Raw genomic sequence first — 18,436 nt, 5'->3', positions numbered from 1 at the left:
ATTCAGTGCCAGGAATACAACGTTTTGCCTGAGACCCTCTTTGATTACCCAGCCTGCCTCTCGGCCTGTGCCCGGGGCGACCAACGCGCCCTGCGCCAGTTGTATGAGCAGGACAGCAGCCGTTTGCTCGGCGTCGCATTGCGCATCGTGCGGGACAAGGCCCTGGCCGAAGACATCGTGCACGACGCGTTTATCAGGATCTGGCGCGGCGCCGGCAGTTTCGACCCCGTGCGCGGCTCGGCACGCGGCTGGGTATTCAGCGTGACCCGCCACCTGGCGCTCAACCACGTGCGCAACCAGCATCGCGAGGTGGCGCTGGGCGAGGAACACGAACAGCTCGCCGCCGACACCGTGACCTTTGAATTTCCCGCGCGCTCGGGGCAGATGCACACCTGCCTGGAGCAACTCGACCCGGCCCGTCGCACCTGCATCCTGCATGCCTATGTCGACGGTTATTCCCACAGCGAAATCGCGCAAAAACTGGGCACCCCATTGGGCACTGTCAAAGCCTGGATCAAACGTAGCCTCACCGCGTTGCGGGAGTGCATGGCATGAACGAAACACTCGACGAACTGGCCAGCGAATACGTGCTCGGCACCCTGCCCATCGAGCAGCGTGCCGAGGTGGACCGCCGCCTGCCGCACGATGCCGAACTGCAGGCCGCGGTGGATGCCTGGGAGCAACGGCTATTACCCCTGACAGCCCTGGCAGAACCGGTGCCGCCCTCGCCTCACCTGTGGCGGCGCATCGAGCGCACCCTCGCCCCCGCCGCCAGCGGCGTGCCGTGGTGGAACCTGCTGGCCGTGTGGCGCGGCCTTGCCGGTGCCGGCCTGCTGGCGAGCCTGGTGCTGTCTGCGTTGCTGCTGACCCGCCCACCCGGCGCCGCGCCGAGCTTCGTGGTGGTGCTGGTGGCGCCACAGAGCCAGGCGCCGGGCTGGGTGATCCAGGCCAGCCACAATCAGCAGATTCAGTTGATTCCATTGGGGGTGATGGAAGTCCCGGCCGACAAGGCCCTGCAGTTCTGGACCAAAGGCGACGGCTGGCAAGGGCCGGTGTCCCTGGGCCTGGTCAAGCCGGGACAGACCCTCTCGGTGCCGCTGGACAAGCTGCCGCCGCTGACGCCAAACCAGCTGTTCGAGCTGACCCTCGAAGCCCCGAGCGGCTCACCCACCGGCAAACCCACGGGGCCGATCCAGGCAATCGGCCGCGCGGTCAAAGTGCTCTGATCAGGCGACGCAGGGCAGCCACACGCGAAACCGGGCACCGCCCAGTGGCGAGGCCTGCGCGGTTAACGTGCCGCCCTGGGCTTCGAGGGCGCGCCGGCTGATCGCCAGGCCCAGGCCGAAGCCGCCGGTGGCGCGGTCGCGGCTGCGGTCGAGGCGGTAGAACGGTTCGAAGATGCGCTCGCGCTGGTCCAACGGAATGCCGATGCCGTCGTCGTCCACCCAGATCTCACAGCCCTTGGGGCAGACCTTGACCCCGACCTGGATGCGTTTTTCGCAGTAACGCGTGGCGTTGCGCAGCAGGTTCTGCAAGGCACGGGCGGTGAGGCGCGGGTCGAGGCTGAAGCGCTCCACGGCGCAATCGAGTGCTACATCAATAACGATTTCGGGGTTTTCCAACTCGTCATCGACACTGCCGAGCACGCTGTCGATAAATTCGTCGAGCACCACCTCGACGCGTTCAGGCAATTGCGCCGGGTTTTGCAGGCGGCTGTAGGACAGCAATTCCAGCACCAGTTCATCCAGCTCGCGAATATGCGCCACCAGGCTTTGCAGGCGCTCGCGGCTGGCATCGGGCAGGTCTTCGGAGAGCGCCAGGGCGAGGCCGAAGTCCAGGCGTGTCAGCGGTGTGCGCAATTCGTGGGAGACGGCGTTGAGCAGGTCGCGCTGCTGGTTGAGCAGGTGCTCGATGTCGCCGGCCATGGTGTCGAAGACCGAGGCCAGGCTGCCGATGTTGGAGCTGGGGGCAATCCCGGTGCGCGCGCTCAGGTTGCCGCGACCGAGTTGGGTGGCCGTGCTTTTCAGGCGCTCCAGGTCACGCCAGTGCGGGCGCAGCCAGACCAGCAGGCACGCCAGCAGCGCGATGCCGATCAACACGTTCATCGACCAGTACAGCAGGTTCATGTCCAGCGAATCGGGAGGGATGGTCAGCTTGACCACGAACTGGTCGTTAATCGGTGAGCTGACCTCCTCCATCCAACCCCACTCCCCGAGGCGGATCACCGGCTTGCCCTGCGCCAACTGCAAGGCCTCCGCCGGGGTGTAGCGCGCGTCCTGACGCAGCAGCAACTGCACTTTCAGCGGCGCGAAGTCGCGGTCCAGTTGTTCGGTGACCTGCGACCAGCGCTCCACCGGTGCGCGCAGGTACTGCTTGACGATCAGCTTTTGCATGCCCCGCGACTGCTCGACGTTGTAGTCGAGGTAGCGATGCTCGAACAGTTGGATCACCAGCTTGGGAATCAAGAAGATTGCCGCGCTGTAGGTGATGATGATGATCAGGGAGAGGCGCAGCAGTACACGAAACATGGATCAGCATTCCCACTCGGAACGACTGAACAGGTAGCCCTTGCCCCACACCGTCTTGATCTTGCGCGCTTCGCCGGCGTGGTCGTCGAACTTGCGGCGCAGCTTGGAAATGGCCACGTCCACCGAGCGGTCGGTGCCGTTGAACTCGATACCGCGCAGGCGTTGCAGGATCTGGTCGCGGCTGAGCACCTCGCCGGCATGCCGGGCGAGCACCACCAGCAGGTTGTACTCGCCGCTGGACAACTCCACCGCCTGCTCGCGCCAGGTCACGGTGCGCTCCGACAGGTCGATGCACAGGTTGCCCATGAGGATCTGGTCATTGGCCACCTGGGGTTCGGACAAACTGCTGCGCCGCAGCAAGGTGCGCACCCGCGCCAGCAGCACGCGTGGCTCGCAGGGTTTGGTCACATAGTCGTCGGCACCCATTTCGAGGCCAAGCACCTGGTCGTGGCTGTCATCGCGGGCGGTGAGCATCAGAATCGGCAAGCCCGCCGAGTCGGCGCGCAGCAGGCGGCAGACTTGCAGGCCGTCGAGGCCCGGCAGCATCAGGTCGAGGATCACCAGGTCCGGCGGGTTGAGCCGCGCGCGCTCACGCACGTGGTCGCCACGGCTGAGCACGCTGACGTGGTAGCCATTGCGCTCCAGGTAGCTGGCAATCAGCTCGGAGAGTGCGGCGTCGTCTTCCACCAGGAGGATGTTGGGCATAAAGGTGTTTCCAGAAAATACAGTTATTGGTCGTACACAAATCCCATGTGGGAGGGGGCTTGCCGCCGACAGCGGTGGGTCAGTGAAGGCTGTTTCGACTGATACACCGCGATCTGGGGCAAGCCCCCTCCCACATGGGATCTCCAGTGCTTGCAGGATTGTGCAAGGATATACGCCCTCTGCCGACTATGGGTCGCACCTTACATTTCTTCACAGACCACCTACACAGCTTCACAGCACCACGGCGCAGGTGACCTTAGGATGCGCCAGTCAATATTGGGATAAGAGCATGTCAAAGAATCTGTTTGCGCCGTTTTGCCTGCTGGCCCTGACGCTGGCACTGAGTGCCTGCGACAAGTCGGCCACGCAAGCGCCGGAAATGCCGCTGGCCAAAGTTCGCATTGAAACCCTGCAGGCCAAGCCCCTGTCCATCAGCAGCGAGCTGAGCGGGCGCATCGCCGCACCGCGCATCGCCGAAGTGCGCGCGCGGGTAGCCGGTGTGGTGATGCAGCGGGTGTTCAAGGAAGGTCACGACGTCAAACAGGGCGACGTGCTGTTTCGCATTGACCCGGCGCCGTTCAAGGCTGACCTCGACAGCGCCCAGGCCAACCTGAGCAAGGCCGAGGCCAATGCGTTCCAGGCGCGCCTGCAGGAGCAGCGCTACAGCCAACTGGTCGAAGGCAACGCCATCAGCGGCCAGGACTACGACAACGCCCGGGCCGCCGTGCGCCAGACCAACGCCGAAGTCGCCGCCAACAAGGCGGCCGTCGAGCGCGCCAAGCTGAACCTGGGCTACGCCACCGTGACGGCGCCGATTTCCGGGCGCATCGGCCGCGCGCTGGTCACCGAAGGCGCACTGGTCGGCCAGAACGAGGCCACGCCCCTGGCGATCATCCAGCAACTGGACCCGATCCACGCCGACCTGACCCAGTCCACCCGCGAACTGAACGACCTGCGGCGCGCCTTCCGCGCCGGCAGCCTGAAGCAGGTCGGCCAGGACCAGGCCAAGGCCACTCTTATCCAGGACGATGGCAGCCTCTACCCACTGCCGGGCAAATTGCTGTTCGCCGAAATCAGCGTCGACCCCGGCACCGGGCAGATCATCCTGCGCAGCGAATTCCCCAACCCGGACCTCGATTTGCTCCCTGGCAGCTTTGTGCGCGTGCGCCTGGAGCAGGCCGTCGATAAACAAGGCATCAGCGTGCCGCAACGCGCCATCGTCCGCGACAGCGCCGGCATTCCCATGGTGCTGCTGCTGGACGCCGAGCAAACCGTGAGCCAGCAACCGGTGGAGCTGGGTGCGGTGGTCGAGGACCGCTGGATCGTCAGCAGCGGCCTCAAGCCCGGTGACCGCATCGTCGTCGAAGGCCTGCAACACGCGCGCCCCGGTGAAAAAGTCCAGGTGGATGACAGCCCCGTGCCGCTCGCCCAGGCACCCGGCCAATAAGGATTATTGAGAATGCCGCAGTTCTTTATTGATCGCCCGATCTTCGCCTGGGTGGTCGCCCTGTTTATCCTGCTCGCCGGCTTGCTGGCGATCCCGCAGTTGCCGGTGGCGCAGTACCCCAACGTCGCGCCGCCCAAAGTCGAGATCTACGCGGTGTATCCCGGTGCCTCGGCCCAGACCCTGGACGAAAGCGTGGTCAGCCTGATCGAGCAGGAGCTCAATGGCGCCGACCACCTGTTGTATTTCGAATCCCAGAGCAGCCTCGGTTCGGCCACCATCACCGCGACGTTCCAGCCGGGCACCGATCCGGAAATGGCCCAGGTGGATGTGCAAAACCGTCTCAAGGCAGTCGAGCCGCGCCTGCCGCAAGCGGTGACGCAGCAGGGTTTGCAGGTGGAGAAAGTGTCCGCCGGTTTCCTGCTGCTGGTGACCCTCACCTCCAGCGACGGCAAGCTCGATGACGTAGCGCTCAGCGATTACCTGGCGCGCAACGTGATGAACGAGCTCAAGCGCCTCGACGGGGTCGGCAAGGCGCAGTTGTATGGCGCCGAGCGCGCCATGCGCATCTGGATCGACCCGCAAAAGCTGATCGGCTTCAACCTGACCCCGGCGGACGTGAATGCCGCGATCAGCGCGCAGAACGCCCAGGTTTCCGCTGGCAGCATCGGCGACTTGCCGGGCACCAGGACCCAGGAAATCACCGCCGCGATCCTGGTCAAGGGCCAGCTGTCGACGCCGGCGGAATTCGCCGACATCGTGCTCAAGGCCAATCCGGATGGCTCCACCGTGCGCATCGGCGACGTGGCGCGGGTGGAAATCGGCAGCCAGGAGTACCAGTTTTCCACGCGCCTGAACGGCAAGCCGTCCACCGCCGTCAGCGTGCAACTGGCGCCGGGCGCCAACGCGTTGAACACGGCGACCCTGGTGCGGGCGAAGATGGACGAGCTGTCGCGCTACTTCCCGGCCAATGTCGAATACAAGATTCCGTACGACACCTCGCCGTTCGTCAAGGTCTCGATCACCAAGGTGGTCTACACCCTGCTCGAAGCCATGGCGCTGGTGTTTGCGGTGATGTTCCTGTTCCTGCAGAACGTGCGCTATACGCTGATCCCGACGCTGGTGGTGCCGATCGCGCTGATGGGCACCTTCGCGACCATGCTGTTGCTGGGGTTCTCGATCAACGTGCTGACCATGTTTGGCATGGTGCTGGCCATCGGCATCCTGGTGGATGACGCCATTGTGGTGGTGGAGAACGTCGAGCGGATCATGGTCACCGAGGGCCTGTCGCCCAAGGAGGCGACGAAGAAAGCCATGGGCCAGATCACGGGCGCTATCGTCGGGATTACCCTGGTGCTGGTGGCGGTGTTCCTGCCGATGGCGTTCATGGCCGGTTCGGTGGGGGTGATCTACCAGCAGTTCTCGCTGTCGATGGCCACCTCGATCCTGTTCTCGGCGTTCCTGGCCCTGACCTTGACCCCGGCGCTGTGCGCCACCCTGCTCAAGCCGATCGCCAAGGGCGAGCACCATGCCAAGGGGGGGTTCTTCGGCTGGTTCAACAAACGTTTCGAGCAACTCACCGATCGCTACGAAGGCTGGGTGGCCTATGCGCTCAAGCGCAGCGGCCGCTACCTGCTGGTCTACCTGGTGTTGCTGGTGGGCCTGGGGTTGATGTTCAGCCGCCTGCCCTCCTCGTTCCTGCCGGTCGAAGACCAGGGCTACACCATCACCGATATCCAGCTGCCGCCGGGTGCGAGCAAGAACCGCACGGTGCAGGTCGCCGAGCAGATCGAAGCGCACAACGCCAGCGAGCCAGGGGTGGGCGATACCACCATGATCATGGGCTTCAGCTTCTCCGGCTCGGGGCAGAACGCGGCGTTGGCGTTCACCACGCTCAAGGACTGGTCGCAGCGTGGCAGCGATGACTCCGCCGCCTCGATTGCCGACCGCGCCAACGCGACGTTCAGCGAGCTCAAGGATGCGATCGCCTATGCGATCCTGCCGCCGCCGGTGGATGGGCTGGGCACTTCCAGCGGGTTCGAATTCCGTCTGCAGGACCGAGGGGGCGTCGGCCACGCCGCATTGATGCAGGCCCGTACCGAGCTGCTGGCGGCCGCGGAAAAAAGCCCGATCCTCGCCAACGTGCGCGAAAGCGCCCTCGCCGAGGCGCCGCAGGTGCAGTTGGAAGTCGACCGCAAGCAGGCCAATGCGCTGGGCGTGTCGTTTGCCGATGTCGGCAACGTGCTGTCCTCGGCCATCGGCTCGGCGTATGTCAACGATTTCCCCAACCAGGGCCGCATGCAGCGGGTGGTGGTGCAGGCCGAAGGTGACCAGCGCAGCCAGGTCGCCGACTTGATGAAGATCCACGTGCGCAACAACGCTGGAAAGATGGTGCCGCTGTCGGCGTTTGTCGAAGCCAAGTGGACCCAGGGCCCGGCGCAGCTGACCCGCTACAACGGTTATCCGGCGATTGCCATCAGTGGTGAGGCCGCGCCGGGCCACAGCACCGGCGAAGCGATGGAAGAAATCCAGCGCCTGGTCAGCCAGTTGCCGGCGGGCCTTGGCCAGGAATGGACCGGGTTGTCGTTGCAGGAACGCTTGTCCGGCTCGCAGGCACCCTTGCTGTTGGGGTTGTCGCTGCTGATCGTGTTCCTGTGCCTGGCGGCGCTGTATGAAAGCTGGTCGATCCCGACCTCCGTGCTGCTGGTAGTGCCGTTGGGCGTCCTCGGCGCGGTGCTGGCCGTGACCTTGCGTGGCATGCCCAACGATGTGTTCTTCAAGGTCGGCTTGATCACCATCATCGGGCTGTCGGCGAAGAACGCGATCCTGATCATCGAATTTGCCAAGGACCTGTATGACCAGGGCGAAGACCTGATCGATGCGACCCTCAAGGCCGCGCGGCTGAGGTTGCGACCGATCATCATGACCTCGCTGGCGTTCATCCTCGGCGTGGTGCCGCTGGCGATTGCCACCGGCGCCAGCTCGGCGAGCCAGCAGGCAATTGGTACCGGGGTGATCGGCGGGATGATTACCGCGACGTTGGCGGTGGTGTTTGTGCCGGTGTTTTTTGTGGTGGTGATGAAGCTGGTGCGCAAGAAGGGCTGATGCGGGCGGTGGTTCTTGTGACTAGCTTGTTGTGGCGAGCGGGCTTGCCCCGCGTTGGGCTGCGAAGCGGCCCCAAAACCATCCACCCCGGAATATCTGGAAAACCGCGGTGAGACTATCGGGGCTGCTTCGCAGCCCAACGCGGGGCAAGCCCGCTCGCCACATGAAGCCTGCTCACCACATTAAGCCATCTTTAACACATGAAGCCATGCTCACCACATGACACCCGTTCACCACATGAAGCCATCTTTACCCCTTGCCCCCAGTTCACCACATGAAGCCAGTCCACCCCATGGAGCCATCTTCACCCCATGAACCCATGCTCCCCCCATACCCCCTCGCTCTCCACAAGCTCACCATTGGGCCAGCCGCTTCAGAATGCGCTAAGGTGCTCACAAATAGCCATGTGTGAGCTGCCATGCCGTTTCTAGCCCGTACCCACCCTCGCCTCTCTTCCGCCGCCGTGCTTGGCCTTGCCGTAGGCATCCTGGCGCCGGCGGATACTCTCGTGAGCAAGATCCTCATCGGCTGGAACGCCGGGGTCTGGACTTACCTGGTGCTGATGCTGTGGCTGACCATCCGCGCCAAGGCCCAGGATGTAAAACGCATCGCCGAGATCGAGGATGAAAATGCCGGGCTGGTGCTGTTCATGGTGTGCATCGCGGCCATCGCGAGTTTGGCCACCATCACGTTCGAGCTGGTCGGCAGCAAGGACCTGGCCACGTCCGAGCGCTTGCTGCACTACGGCTTTACCGGGCTGACGGTGATCGGTTCGTGGCTGCTGATCGGGGTGATTTTCAGCGTGCATTACGCCCGCCTCTATTACACCTGGGAGGGCAAGGAGCCGGCGCTGCGTTTTGCCGAAGGCTTGCTGACCCCCAACTATTGGGACTTCCTGTATTTTTCCTTCACCATCGGCGTGGCGGTGCAAACCTCCGACGTCGGCGTTGCCACCCGGGGCATGCGCAAGGTGGTGCTGGGCCAGTCGTTGATCGGATTCCTGTTCAACACCGCGATCCTGGGTTTCTCGATCAACATCGCCGCCGGACTGTTCGGCTAGGCTGCACAAACCTTCTAGACGCCCTGGAGCCGCTGGGCGCTAATACCCTTACACATTCCGTCCCGGTGTCTTATGGCCGCGCGCAATTGGATCGACCTGTCCCAGGACGCCGACACCGGCATCGAGACCCTGCGCGCGCATTTCGAGGGGCATGCCTACGACCCCCATTGGCACGACAGCTACCTGGTCGGCGTGACTGAACAAGGCGTGCAGCAATTCAACTGCCGTCGCACCCGTCACAACAGCGTGCCCGGCCAGGTGTTCCTGGTCGAGCCCGGCGAGTTGCATGACGGCGATGCGCCCACGCCGGACGGCTTCACCTACCACATGCTCTACCTCGACCCGCAGTGGCTGGCGCGGGAAGTGAGTGCGGTGTTCGAAGAGGCGCCGCTCGACAGCCAACTGGGGTTCGCCCACACCTTGACCAGCGACCCGCGCCTGGCCATTGCCACCAGCCAGGCCTTCCAGACCCTGCACAGTGGCGAGTTGCGCATTGTGCGGCAACGGGCCATGGACCAGTTGCTCGAGCGCCTCACAGCCCAACTGCACTGGCGTAGCCGTTACCGCGAGGATCCACGCCTGCCGCGGGTGGCCCACAAGGCGCGGGAATACCTGCACGCCCACCTGCATCACGACGTCGGCATGGATGAACTGGCGCTGGCCTGTGGCGTCGACCGCTTCCGCCTGACCCGCGCGTTCAAGAGCGCCTTCGGCCTGCCGCCGCATGCCTATCTGGTGCAACTGCGCCTGGCGCGCGCCCGGCACTGGCTGGCCAAGGGCGAGCAACCGGCCGATGTGGCAATCGCCCTGGGCTTTGCCGACCAGAGCCACCTCGGTCGCTGGTTCGTGCGCGCCTACGGTCTGACGCCCGCCGCGTACCGCAAGCGCTGCTCAAATCTTCCAGACAGGTAACGTGCGCGCTGGCGAAGATCGACTCCATCCATTGGTTTACCGGAGTCACCCGCCATGTTGCCCACGTTGCTGCCGTTCATGCTGTTCGCCTTCGTCGCCTCCATCACCCCCGGCCCTACCAATATCCTGGTGCTAAGCAACAGCGCGCGGTATGGCTTCAAGGCCGCCTTGCCGATCATCCTCGGGGCGTGCGCCGGCGCGGCGGGGATTGTGCTGCTGGTGGGGGCCGGCGTGGGCCAGTCGCTGGTGCAACTGCCCAGGGTACAAAGCGCGATGCAGTGGGCTGGTGTGGCGTGGCTAAGCTATCTGGCCTGGCAGATTTTCCGCGCACCGACAACCGCGATCGACCCGCAATCGGCGCAAACACGCCTGGGCTTGACGGGCGCCGCCAGCCTGCAATTGATCAACCCCAAGACCTGGATGATGGCATTGGCGGTGGTCAGTGTGTTCGCCGGCACTGGCGCAGACCGCCAGCACCAGGTGCTGATCCTGTCGCTGGTGTTTTTCCTGATTTCCCTGCCCTGTCTCGGCGCCTGGGCGATGCTGGGCGCAGGCTCCAGCCGGGTCTTGCGCTCGGCGCAGGCCATGCGCCGTTTCAACCAGTGCATGGCCTTGCTCCTGCTGGGTTCGACCTGGCTCGGCGTACTGATCTGAAGGCACAAAAAAGGGGAAGCCCTAGCTTCCCCTGTTCAAGTGTGTGTGCGCCTTAGAAATCGTAACGCACACCGAAGTTGACGCCCCAAGGCTGGTCGATCTTCTTGCCTTTGCTGGTTTCAATATCCGCATGCAGCTTGACGTTCTTGGACACCGACATGGCCAAGCCTGCCGCCAGCTCGATTCGCGAGCCCGACAGATCATTGTTGAAGCTCTGATCGTTGACGAACACCTTGTTGCTCTGGTCGAACTCATGGGCGAGCGCGGTGCGCAGGTACGGCTGCAACACACCGCCGCTGTCCAGCTGGATGTTCTTGCCGGTGGTCACGCCCACCTTGCCGACCACGGAGCTGGAGCGATCACCCTTGGCTTGCAGGCCGTTGGACAGCTCATAGCTCTGCGCCTGGGTGATGGTTGCCGACAACTGGCCGTAGGGTTCGATGAAGAAGTCGTTGTCCAGTTTGATATGGCGACCCAATTCCGCCGAGGCCCCCACGGCATTTTGCGCGTAGCTGCCCTTGGCTTTCTTGCCGTCGCTCATGATCACGTTCACGTCGTTGTGCAAGCGGTTGAGCTTGGCGACACCGTCGAAATACAGACCGCTCTCATCGTCCAGCCACGTGGCGTAGGCACCCAGGTAGTAGCTCTTGACCTCGCCTTTACTGCCACGAGTGAGGTTCAGGTCCGAGCTGCTGTGACCGGCCATGACACCGGCCAGCCACTGACCATCACCGCTGGACAACGGCGCGTCGGCGCCAATCGTGAAGCCCTTCTGGGTTTGCGCATAACCGGCACCGTTTTTGTTGGCGGCCACTTCATATTTGTTGCCGTAGCTGCGCATCCACAGGCCATTGTCCTTGCCATCGCTGAAGCGCAATTCACCCATGCGGGTGCGCAGGATGGACGACTCGCCGTACAACACGGTCGGCGCACTGTTGAACAACGCCAGTACCGAGTGGGCGCTGGTGCTGGTACCGCGACGCGTCGGGTCGAGTTCCCAGTCGTTGCCGTCCTTTTGCAGACCATAGGCATAGGCGCCGATGTCCACGGTGTCGCCCACCAGGGAAAAGTGTGCGTCGCCGCCTTCGGTATGCACCACCTTGATCGGCTTGCCGCTGGCCAGTTCCGAACCGGTGGCGTCCAGCAACAGGCGGTGGTTCCCCTCGGCCCTGCCTTCCACGTTGAGGAAGTCGGTCTGGTGAGTGGCAAAGTCGGTGTGCATGATGAACGTGCCGTTGCCTTCCAGGCTCTTGACGTCCAACTGGTAGAACTCATCCGGCCCACCAAAGTGCACGGCGCCGCCGCCCATCTTCAAGGCGTCGACATTGCTGTCGCCTACCAATACCCAATTGGAGGCATCGTTGACGCTCAACTCGGCGACGTTCTTCAACTGGCCGGTCAGCCAGGAGCCATTGTTGAGCTGCACTTTCGCGCTGCCGCCCTCTTCGACCACGATGTCACCCACCAGGAAGCTGCGGTCGACGTTCATGTTGGCGCTGGCGCCGCCGGTGACTTCCAGGATATTGCCGTTGCCGCCGCTCAAGGTCGAGCCGTTGAGCACGTGGATATCCGCCTCGGTCGTGCCGTATTCGTCGCCTTCCACCAACAGCGCGGCACCGTTGCGACCTTCGACATGCGAGCGGTTCAATACCAGGCTGCTGCTGTTCATGTCCGCACTTTCATAACTCAGGCGTACACCATTCTCGCCACCGGTAATGACGCTGGCGACCGCACTGGCGGCCCCGCCCAGCAACAATACGCCGATGCCATCCTCATCGGTTGCAATCACATCCGAGCCAAAGAAGTCGAGCTGGCTGAATGAGGTGGCCCGCGCACCTTCAGTGGAGCCCAGGATAGTGCTGTCGAAAACAGTGGCTGTCGAACCCTCATCAGTGAGGAAGTTACGTGCAGCCAAGAGGCCGACACCGTTGTGATTGATGACCTCGCTGCCCCTGATCTGGGCGTTACTGCCTTGCAGGTTGATGGCAAAGGCGGCGGTACCGCGGGCTTCTACCGATGCGCCGTCGAGGTTGATTTGCGAACCCTGGGTCGCATAAATGTCCTGCGCCTTGCTACCTGCGTTCAGGGTCAGTGCACCGGCAGTCACTCGCGACTGAAGCATCTGGGCACCGTTGGACGTCAAGTGGGCATTCTTGCTGATGATCCAGTCGTCCACCCGTACACCGGCCTCGATAGTGCGTTCCAAGCCTGGGTGCAATGTGGTGGTGGCATGGGTGAAGGTGGCGCCCAGCAACAGCAGGCCGACAGCAGGCACCTGGAGCGCCAGGGCCAAAGGATGTTTTTTGAACCGTGCATCGATAGTCATTGCATGTATACCCGTAAAGAACCTTCCCGAAAGGGAACGAATTGACCGGCACCAAGCGAGATAGGCCCAGGTCATGACGGGGCGCAGGTTAGTGAGGAAGGGGGAATGGGTATGTAGGACTTATCTGCGATTAATAGCTGAGTTGCCCGACGCCTCAACGGTCAAAAAAAAAGAGGAGCCAGGCTCCTCTTTTTAGTACGACATAGGCCCGCTCTCAACTCGGCCAAGGTGAACCGTCACAGTAGACCAGACCTGGGCGAATCCCTCTCACCAACAGGATGGCTTCGGCGGAAAGAACAGGAGACGGGGTACCAATGATGGGTACGGTGTAGGTGATCTTGACCGACCCCATATCCAGCGCTGCCGTACTGATGGGCTTCACGTAGGTCGCGTAAGGCTTGACGGGGACAGTGAAGCCCAACCGGGTCTGCTCGAAGTTCAACGGCCCGAACAGAAACGGCCCGCTCGCCCCAGGAATAGGGACTGCGCCATCATTGTCACTGCAGCCCGTCCAATTCAGCGTGATAATCATGCCCTCCGCCAACAGTTCATGAGGTGGCACAAATACCTGCACCTCGAGATCCGGTCCTTGCAACGTATTGCACACGATTTCTGCAGGCGCAATACCTGGGATCTCGGGCAAGACGTTAAGGACCCGGGGTGGAGGGAACGCAATCACGTTGGCATTGACGTTGATGTCCTGGGACGGTGATGAAACCCGGTTGTTGGTCCCACTGATCTCGATTTCGTAACGCAGTGGAATCTCGTTGTTGGAATGCTTCTGGATGAACGGAAATGCCACTTCCATGTCGATCTCATCACCCGGCATGGCGGTCGCGGGGTCCACCTCTTTTCTATCGACCAGTTCGTTTTGGTAGAACAGATTGATCCAGAAGCGCATTGCAGACGGCGGCGGAGCACCGCTCCACAGGCGTACGACGACATCGGCATTCATCTGTGAGTCGCGCTCATCCAATTCGTTGGTCAACCCTGAGCCACGCCCCGTCAGGATTGGCAGTGGCAGGTTGGGGTTGATCAGCTCAGGCTCCCAAGGGTTGATCGGCCCCCCCACCTGCAGGTCGAGGTCGATATTGGTAGGCGTGGGGACCCAATGCATCAGCCCCCCTCGATCCACCGCATAATCCACCCTCAAGTTGATCCTGCCGGTACTCGTAGCGTACAAGTCGACCAGCGTCTGAAAGGCCACATGGAAGTTGTACGGCAGTGCAGACCCACCCAGTGGGTAGGGGCCTACGTCCCGGGAACCATGCGTGGTGGTCAGGCGCACCAGCAGTTGATCGTTCGCACGATCAGCGTCGTAATTCGGAATAATCACAAACATGCCGGAAGAGGCGGCGGTATCGATACGGTTAATCAGGCGGTCACCCACGCCCGTCAAGGAAAGCGCATCCCTTACACCCGGCGGGCTGAGTACTGGCGCAGGTCGCAACCCCACCGTGATAGGCAGTTCGAACGAAGCGTCGCTGATATTGCCGGCGACATCGACCAAGCGGTACCTCAACCTACGAGGGCCATCCCCCATATCGGCCAAGGCCTGGGTGAAGCGCACCACGCTGTCGGGGAACACCGGGCCCTCCGCAAGAACCTCCAGTGAGTCGCCGTTGTACAGGCGCCATCTATCACCGGGCTTGGCCCCCTCCGCGACATACGCTGGAATCCCGAAGGGTACGCCGGTGGGGTTTGCGTCCAGCAGCGTCTGAGTGACGCTGCCCGCCCATCCAGGCGGTAGCGTCAAACGGCGAGGCCCGTCGGGAATGCTGTCGTAGGGAGCCGTTCGGTCGATGACCAGCGGTGCCCCAAACGAGCCTGAGTCATTCCCGGAGCTCTGGATGATTCTGTAGCTGAGCGTGTGTTCACCTTCATTGAGGAATCGCCGCGCAACATTGATCGTATAGAAGTCCGGAATGGGCGTTGGGAAAAATACCGGTTCACTGCTGATGCGCCCGGTCGTCAGGAAATCAGGGAAATCATCAAGATGGATATCCAGGGTATCGGGCCTTAACGGGTTGGTAGGCGCGGGAGACCACAGCGGAATATCCACTTCAAGAAAGTTTTTATCCGCCGCTTCTCTGAAAATCAGGCCCGGGTATTCGATCGGATCAACCAGCCCGGTAATAGTCGGAGCAGTCAGTACAACGGGAACCGTGGTGGGCCCCACACCTGTTTGTTTGGACTTGGGAACTATCTTTTTCATGTGAGTCACTCTCTTTGGTATAAAAGATTACTCTGTCGAGCGCGCGACGACGCCCATAGATCCACACAGCATGTGCAACTTTCTTATTATCCCTACCGCCACTCACCGACAAAAAAAGTTCAAGCGATTCCGCAACCGAAGTGTATCCACGGCTGAATGATGGAGACAGGCTCACTCAAACAAATCAGTGGGTTCTAACTTCCCTGCAATCATCCCTGACTGTTCGGGCATTCATCGTCCAGTGAATCACAAAAACCCTCATCGCCTGGCTGACAAATCCTTCCAGAACCGGGATACACGCGATCAATACGCACCAGTTTCTGGGCGGACTGGCCTATCACAACACCCCGCCGAAGTACGAAAAACCTGGCGATCGCCGATGCAAATCTCTGCATCGGTTCAATCTTCGTGTCCCATGGCCACACCCTGACCGCTTGCCCGTTGGCGACATAATTAACCGTTACGCTGAAGTCAGTATCTGCAATCGGCTCTTCGCCGTTATTCTGTGTATAACCTTGCCAAAAAAATTGAATTTCATCCCCAGTTTGAAATCGACTGTCATCGCGTATGAACCAATACACTCCATGGCAAATAGCCGGGCGCGATTCGCAAGTAAGATAGTTGACAGGGCCATGCAGGGTATGTTGTATCAATGGGGCATCAAACTGAATCAACGGCGCCGCATGAACATTGACGGGCGTCGAGTCTGAATGCTGTTCGTTCACCCCGTTACTGGTGGTGTAATACACCGGCAAGTCCGGGAAATCACCACCGCTGACAATCACGTTACCGGGCACATCCGTGAACGGTACCGGCTGGTCGAACACATCTCCCGGCTGCACTTCATAGTGGGCCACCGGCCCCACGTCGTTCCAATACAGCTCCAGCCGCTCTCCCGCCACCGGGTTCTGGTAGAGGCGTACCCATACCTCAGCGCCGGCCGTCGCATCACGAGAATCGAGTTCATTGTGTAATCCAGAGCCTTTGCCGTACACATCCACCCGCTCCAGCGTGGTATTGAGCAGCGCGGGCGCATTGGCGTGATCCTGTCCGGCGATAGTCAGGTCGACCCAGAAAAAACTCGACGGCGAAGGCACGGGTGGGCGCCCCGCACGTTGAATCTCGTACCTGACTTGCACCTCGGTACGCGCCAGAGGGCCGGACCCGCGCAAGATATCCCAGGGTATCTCGACCGGAAATGGGAAGCCGGTGATAGGTATTGCCGGCAGCACAGGGCGACCGTCACAGAACATCACGACACGGTCGCCCGCTGCAAAATCATCGTATTCACGGGGAATCCGCGCCGCGACCCGCGCTCGCGCATCATCACGCTTGATCAGGAAGTCCAGATAGGCAGGAGGACGAATATCGGGCGCAGGCAAGTTGCTCGGGTCAGCAATCAGATTCACCTGGAAATCCATCGGAGCACTGAACGCCAACGTGAAATTTTCGGCGCGATCATATAAGCGGTATTGCAAATAGGCGATCCCGTTACTGAGGCCGCGAAAATGCTCGGCAGGAATCCGCAGAATCAGCGGATCGGTGATCAGTGGAAATTCCTGCCTGCCCGTCTGGATGGGCGGAAACGGCGGTGTGTTATTGCTCAGGTAATATCCGACCTGATCACGAGCCGCGCGGCCAATGTAGGCCGGTATCTCGACTTCGATGAACGGGTTGGCGGCCAACACGGCTTCGGTGATGCCGGACGCCTCTATGGCAGGGTCGACAAACCGCGCCTTGTCGTCCGGATCCTGAAACCTTGGCGGGTTGTTATCCACCGTCAACGTCCAGGGAAACGATGGCGTCGCGAAGCCGCCTTCATCCGTCACCGTATAAAACGCCTCTACCACCGCATCGAGTTCCCGCATGAAGTTGACAGGGACATATAAGGGGTACGGAAAACGCGCCGGATCCAGCGGCCCGGTAAATGACTGCGAGTCAGCTTCGACATTCACGCCGCGCACCCGCCACCACAGCGTGAGGACATGAGTTCTGCCCACTGAAGGACCTGGCACCCACTGAGGAATACGGCACTGCAACGGTTGCAGCGATACCGGCAGAGGAATCAGCCCTTCCGGGTCCGCAGGATCGACCCCTACCACCTCGTCGAAAGTCGGCAATACGCGGGCCTCTCCCTCCTTGGTAGACCGTACACCGGGTTGGGCGGCTGGTTTGTGTGAGCTGGGCATTTTCTCTTCCCTCGCAATTATCCTGGAGAGAATTAAGCGCTCAAACGCACACCTCCGATACTGTCAGAAGTAACAGGTACCACTCGCCATTCGTCGGATTGGTTCAGGATGAAGGCCAGGACTATCGTCACCCGCCCTTGACGGAATGGTCGTCGATGGTGTTTCCTGAAACCGGTTTCAGGGCCAGCACCACGGTCACTGGAGCCCTTGACTCGAATAAAAAGGTGCAACCGTCGTGAATTCATTTTCCGCCGCCCAGCGCAGCCGTGTGACCATGCTTGACGTGGCCGAGCGCGCGGGTGTGTCCAAGGCCAGCGTGTCGCGTTTTATCGGCGATGACCGCGCCTTGCTCTCCGATGCCATCGCCCTGCGCATCGAACAAGCCATCGACGAACTCGGCTACCGCCCCAACCAGATGGCGCGTGGCTTGAAGCGTGGCCGCACGCGCCTGATCGGCATGCTGGTGGCCGATATCCGCAACCCCTATTCCATTGCCGTGATGCACGGTGTCGAAACCGCCTGTCGCCAGCACGGCTACAGCCTGGTGGTGTGCAACACCGACCGCGATGACGCCCAGGAGCGCCAGCACCTGGCAGCACTGCGCGCCTACAACATCGAAGGGCTGATCGTGAACACCCTCGGCCATCACCTCGACCAACTGCTGGAACTGCAACGCGAAATGCCCCTGGTGCTGGTGGACCGCAAGCTCGAGCCGCTGCACAGCGACCTGGTCGGCCTGGATAACCCGGCGGCGGTGCGCATGGCGGTGGAGCACCTGGAACAGCAGGGTTACCGCGATGTGTTGCTGGTGAGCGAAGCCACCGATGGCACCAGTTCACGCCTGGAACGCCTGGACAGCTTCAAGGCCGAAATCGCCCGGCGTCCGGCATTGACCGGCGCCATCGTGGAACTGGATGACCAGTTGCAACAGCGCCTGCAGCGCTTTCTCGCCAAACCCGGCCGCAAGGCTTTGTTCTGCGCCAACGGCGTCGCCGCACTGGCCTGCACCCGCGCCCTCAAGGCATTGGGCTGCGAGCTGTTTGCCGACGTCGGCTTGATCGCCCTCGATGACCTGGACTGGTACCCGCTGGTAGGCACCGGCATCACCGCCCTCGCCCAACCGACCGAGGCGATTGGCGCCAGCGCCTTCGACTGTTTGCTCAAGCGCCTGCGCGGTGATACCGAGCCGACTCGCACCCTGGATTTCTTGCCCCAACTGATTGTCCGAGGCTCCACAACCCCCACGTAGGAGCCGGCTTGCCGCCTCCTGCAGCGTTGATTTGCGTATAAAAATGAAA

General features: G+C 61.9%; 13 protein-coding genes. 8 read left to right on the top strand and 5 right to left on the bottom strand.

Going from position 1 to position 18,436, the window contains the following annotated elements:
- The first annotated feature begins 24 nt into the window (after positions 1–24).
- Together BBG20_RS20635 and BBG20_RS20630 are read left to right on the top strand one after the other, a co-directional pair.
- Positions 25–555 carry a sigma-70 family RNA polymerase sigma factor gene (locus BBG20_RS20635; protein WP_065906577.1) on the top strand — a complete coding sequence of 177 codons (531 nt, stop codon included), beginning with the start codon at positions 25–27 and terminating at the stop codon, positions 553–555.
- Positions 552–1,226, top strand: coding sequence for an anti-sigma factor (locus BBG20_RS20630; protein ID WP_065906569.1), 675 nt, complete (start codon positions 552–554; stop codon positions 1,224–1,226). Before BBG20_RS20635 ends, BBG20_RS20630 begins: the two co-directional genes overlap by 4 nt.
- Here the strand turns inward: BBG20_RS20630 and BBG20_RS20625 are convergent, their stop codons facing one another.
- On the bottom strand, positions 1,227–2,528 hold the full coding sequence (locus BBG20_RS20625) for an ATP-binding protein (protein ID WP_065906567.1): 1,302 nt from the start codon (positions 2,526–2,528) through the stop codon (positions 1,227–1,229).
- A 3-nt stretch (positions 2,529–2,531) separates the two neighbouring features.
- Positions 2,532–3,233 carry a response regulator transcription factor gene (locus tag BBG20_RS20620; protein WP_065906561.1) on the bottom strand — a complete coding sequence of 234 codons (702 nt, stop codon included), beginning with the start codon at positions 3,231–3,233 and terminating at the stop codon, positions 2,532–2,534.
- Between the two features lie 289 nt (positions 3,234–3,522).
- On the opposite strand from BBG20_RS20620, the gene BBG20_RS20615 reads away from it, so the two are divergent.
- The 5 genes from BBG20_RS20615 to BBG20_RS20595 all read left to right on the top strand — a co-directional run bounded on the left by BBG20_RS20615 (position 3,523) and on the right by BBG20_RS20595 (position 10,408).
- A complete protein-coding gene (locus BBG20_RS20615) occupies positions 3,523–4,680 on the top strand; it encodes an efflux RND transporter periplasmic adaptor subunit (RefSeq protein ID WP_065906558.1) in 1,158 nt (385 codons plus the stop codon).
- Positions 4,681–4,692: 12 nt separating this feature from the next.
- Positions 4,693–7,782, top strand: a complete 3,090-nt coding sequence (locus tag BBG20_RS20610) for an efflux RND transporter permease subunit (protein WP_065906556.1) — start codon at positions 4,693–4,695, stop codon at positions 7,780–7,782.
- Positions 7,783–8,200: 418 nt separating this feature from the next.
- Complete coding sequence (locus tag BBG20_RS20605; RefSeq protein ID WP_065906555.1) at positions 8,201–8,842, top strand: DUF1345 domain-containing protein; 642 nt, start codon at positions 8,201–8,203, stop codon at positions 8,840–8,842.
- A gap of 72 nt (positions 8,843–8,914) precedes the next feature.
- Positions 8,915–9,754: an AraC family transcriptional regulator gene (locus tag BBG20_RS20600; protein WP_065906553.1), complete on the top strand. Its 840-nt coding sequence runs from the start codon at positions 8,915–8,917 to the stop codon at positions 9,752–9,754.
- A 54-nt stretch (positions 9,755–9,808) separates the two neighbouring features.
- Complete coding sequence (locus BBG20_RS20595; RefSeq protein ID WP_065906551.1) at positions 9,809–10,408, top strand: LysE family translocator; 600 nt, start codon at positions 9,809–9,811, stop codon at positions 10,406–10,408.
- A 52-nt stretch (positions 10,409–10,460) separates the two neighbouring features.
- Here the strand turns inward: BBG20_RS20595 and BBG20_RS20590 are convergent, their stop codons facing one another.
- The 3 genes from BBG20_RS20590 to BBG20_RS20580 form a co-directional block, all read right to left on the bottom strand.
- Positions 10,461–12,734 carry an autotransporter outer membrane beta-barrel domain-containing protein gene (locus BBG20_RS20590; RefSeq protein ID WP_065906549.1) on the bottom strand — a complete coding sequence of 758 codons (2,274 nt, stop codon included), beginning with the start codon at positions 12,732–12,734 and terminating at the stop codon, positions 10,461–10,463.
- Between the two features lie 214 nt (positions 12,735–12,948).
- Complete coding sequence (locus tag BBG20_RS20585) at positions 12,949–14,949, bottom strand: hypothetical protein (RefSeq protein WP_065906547.1); 2,001 nt, start codon at positions 14,947–14,949, stop codon at positions 12,949–12,951.
- A 209-nt stretch (positions 14,950–15,158) separates the two neighbouring features.
- On the bottom strand, positions 15,159–17,069 hold the full coding sequence (locus BBG20_RS20580) for a hypothetical protein (RefSeq protein ID WP_141697307.1): 1,911 nt from the start codon (positions 17,067–17,069) through the stop codon (positions 15,159–15,161).
- Positions 17,070–17,373: 304 nt separating this feature from the next.
- On the opposite strand from BBG20_RS20580, the gene BBG20_RS20575 reads away from it, so the two are divergent.
- A complete protein-coding gene (locus tag BBG20_RS20575; RefSeq protein WP_107339008.1) occupies positions 17,374–18,387 on the top strand; it encodes a LacI family DNA-binding transcriptional regulator in 1,014 nt (337 codons plus the stop codon).
- Positions 18,388–18,436 lie beyond the last annotated feature (49 nt).

It is taken from the genome of Pseudomonas aylmerensis, from assembly GCF_001702265.1.
GTDB classification, from domain to species: Bacteria; Pseudomonadota; Gammaproteobacteria; order Pseudomonadales; family Pseudomonadaceae; genus Aquipseudomonas; species Aquipseudomonas aylmerensis.
Note: the sequence above shows the minus strand (reverse complement) of the source record. Positions and strands in the feature narration are given on the sequence as shown.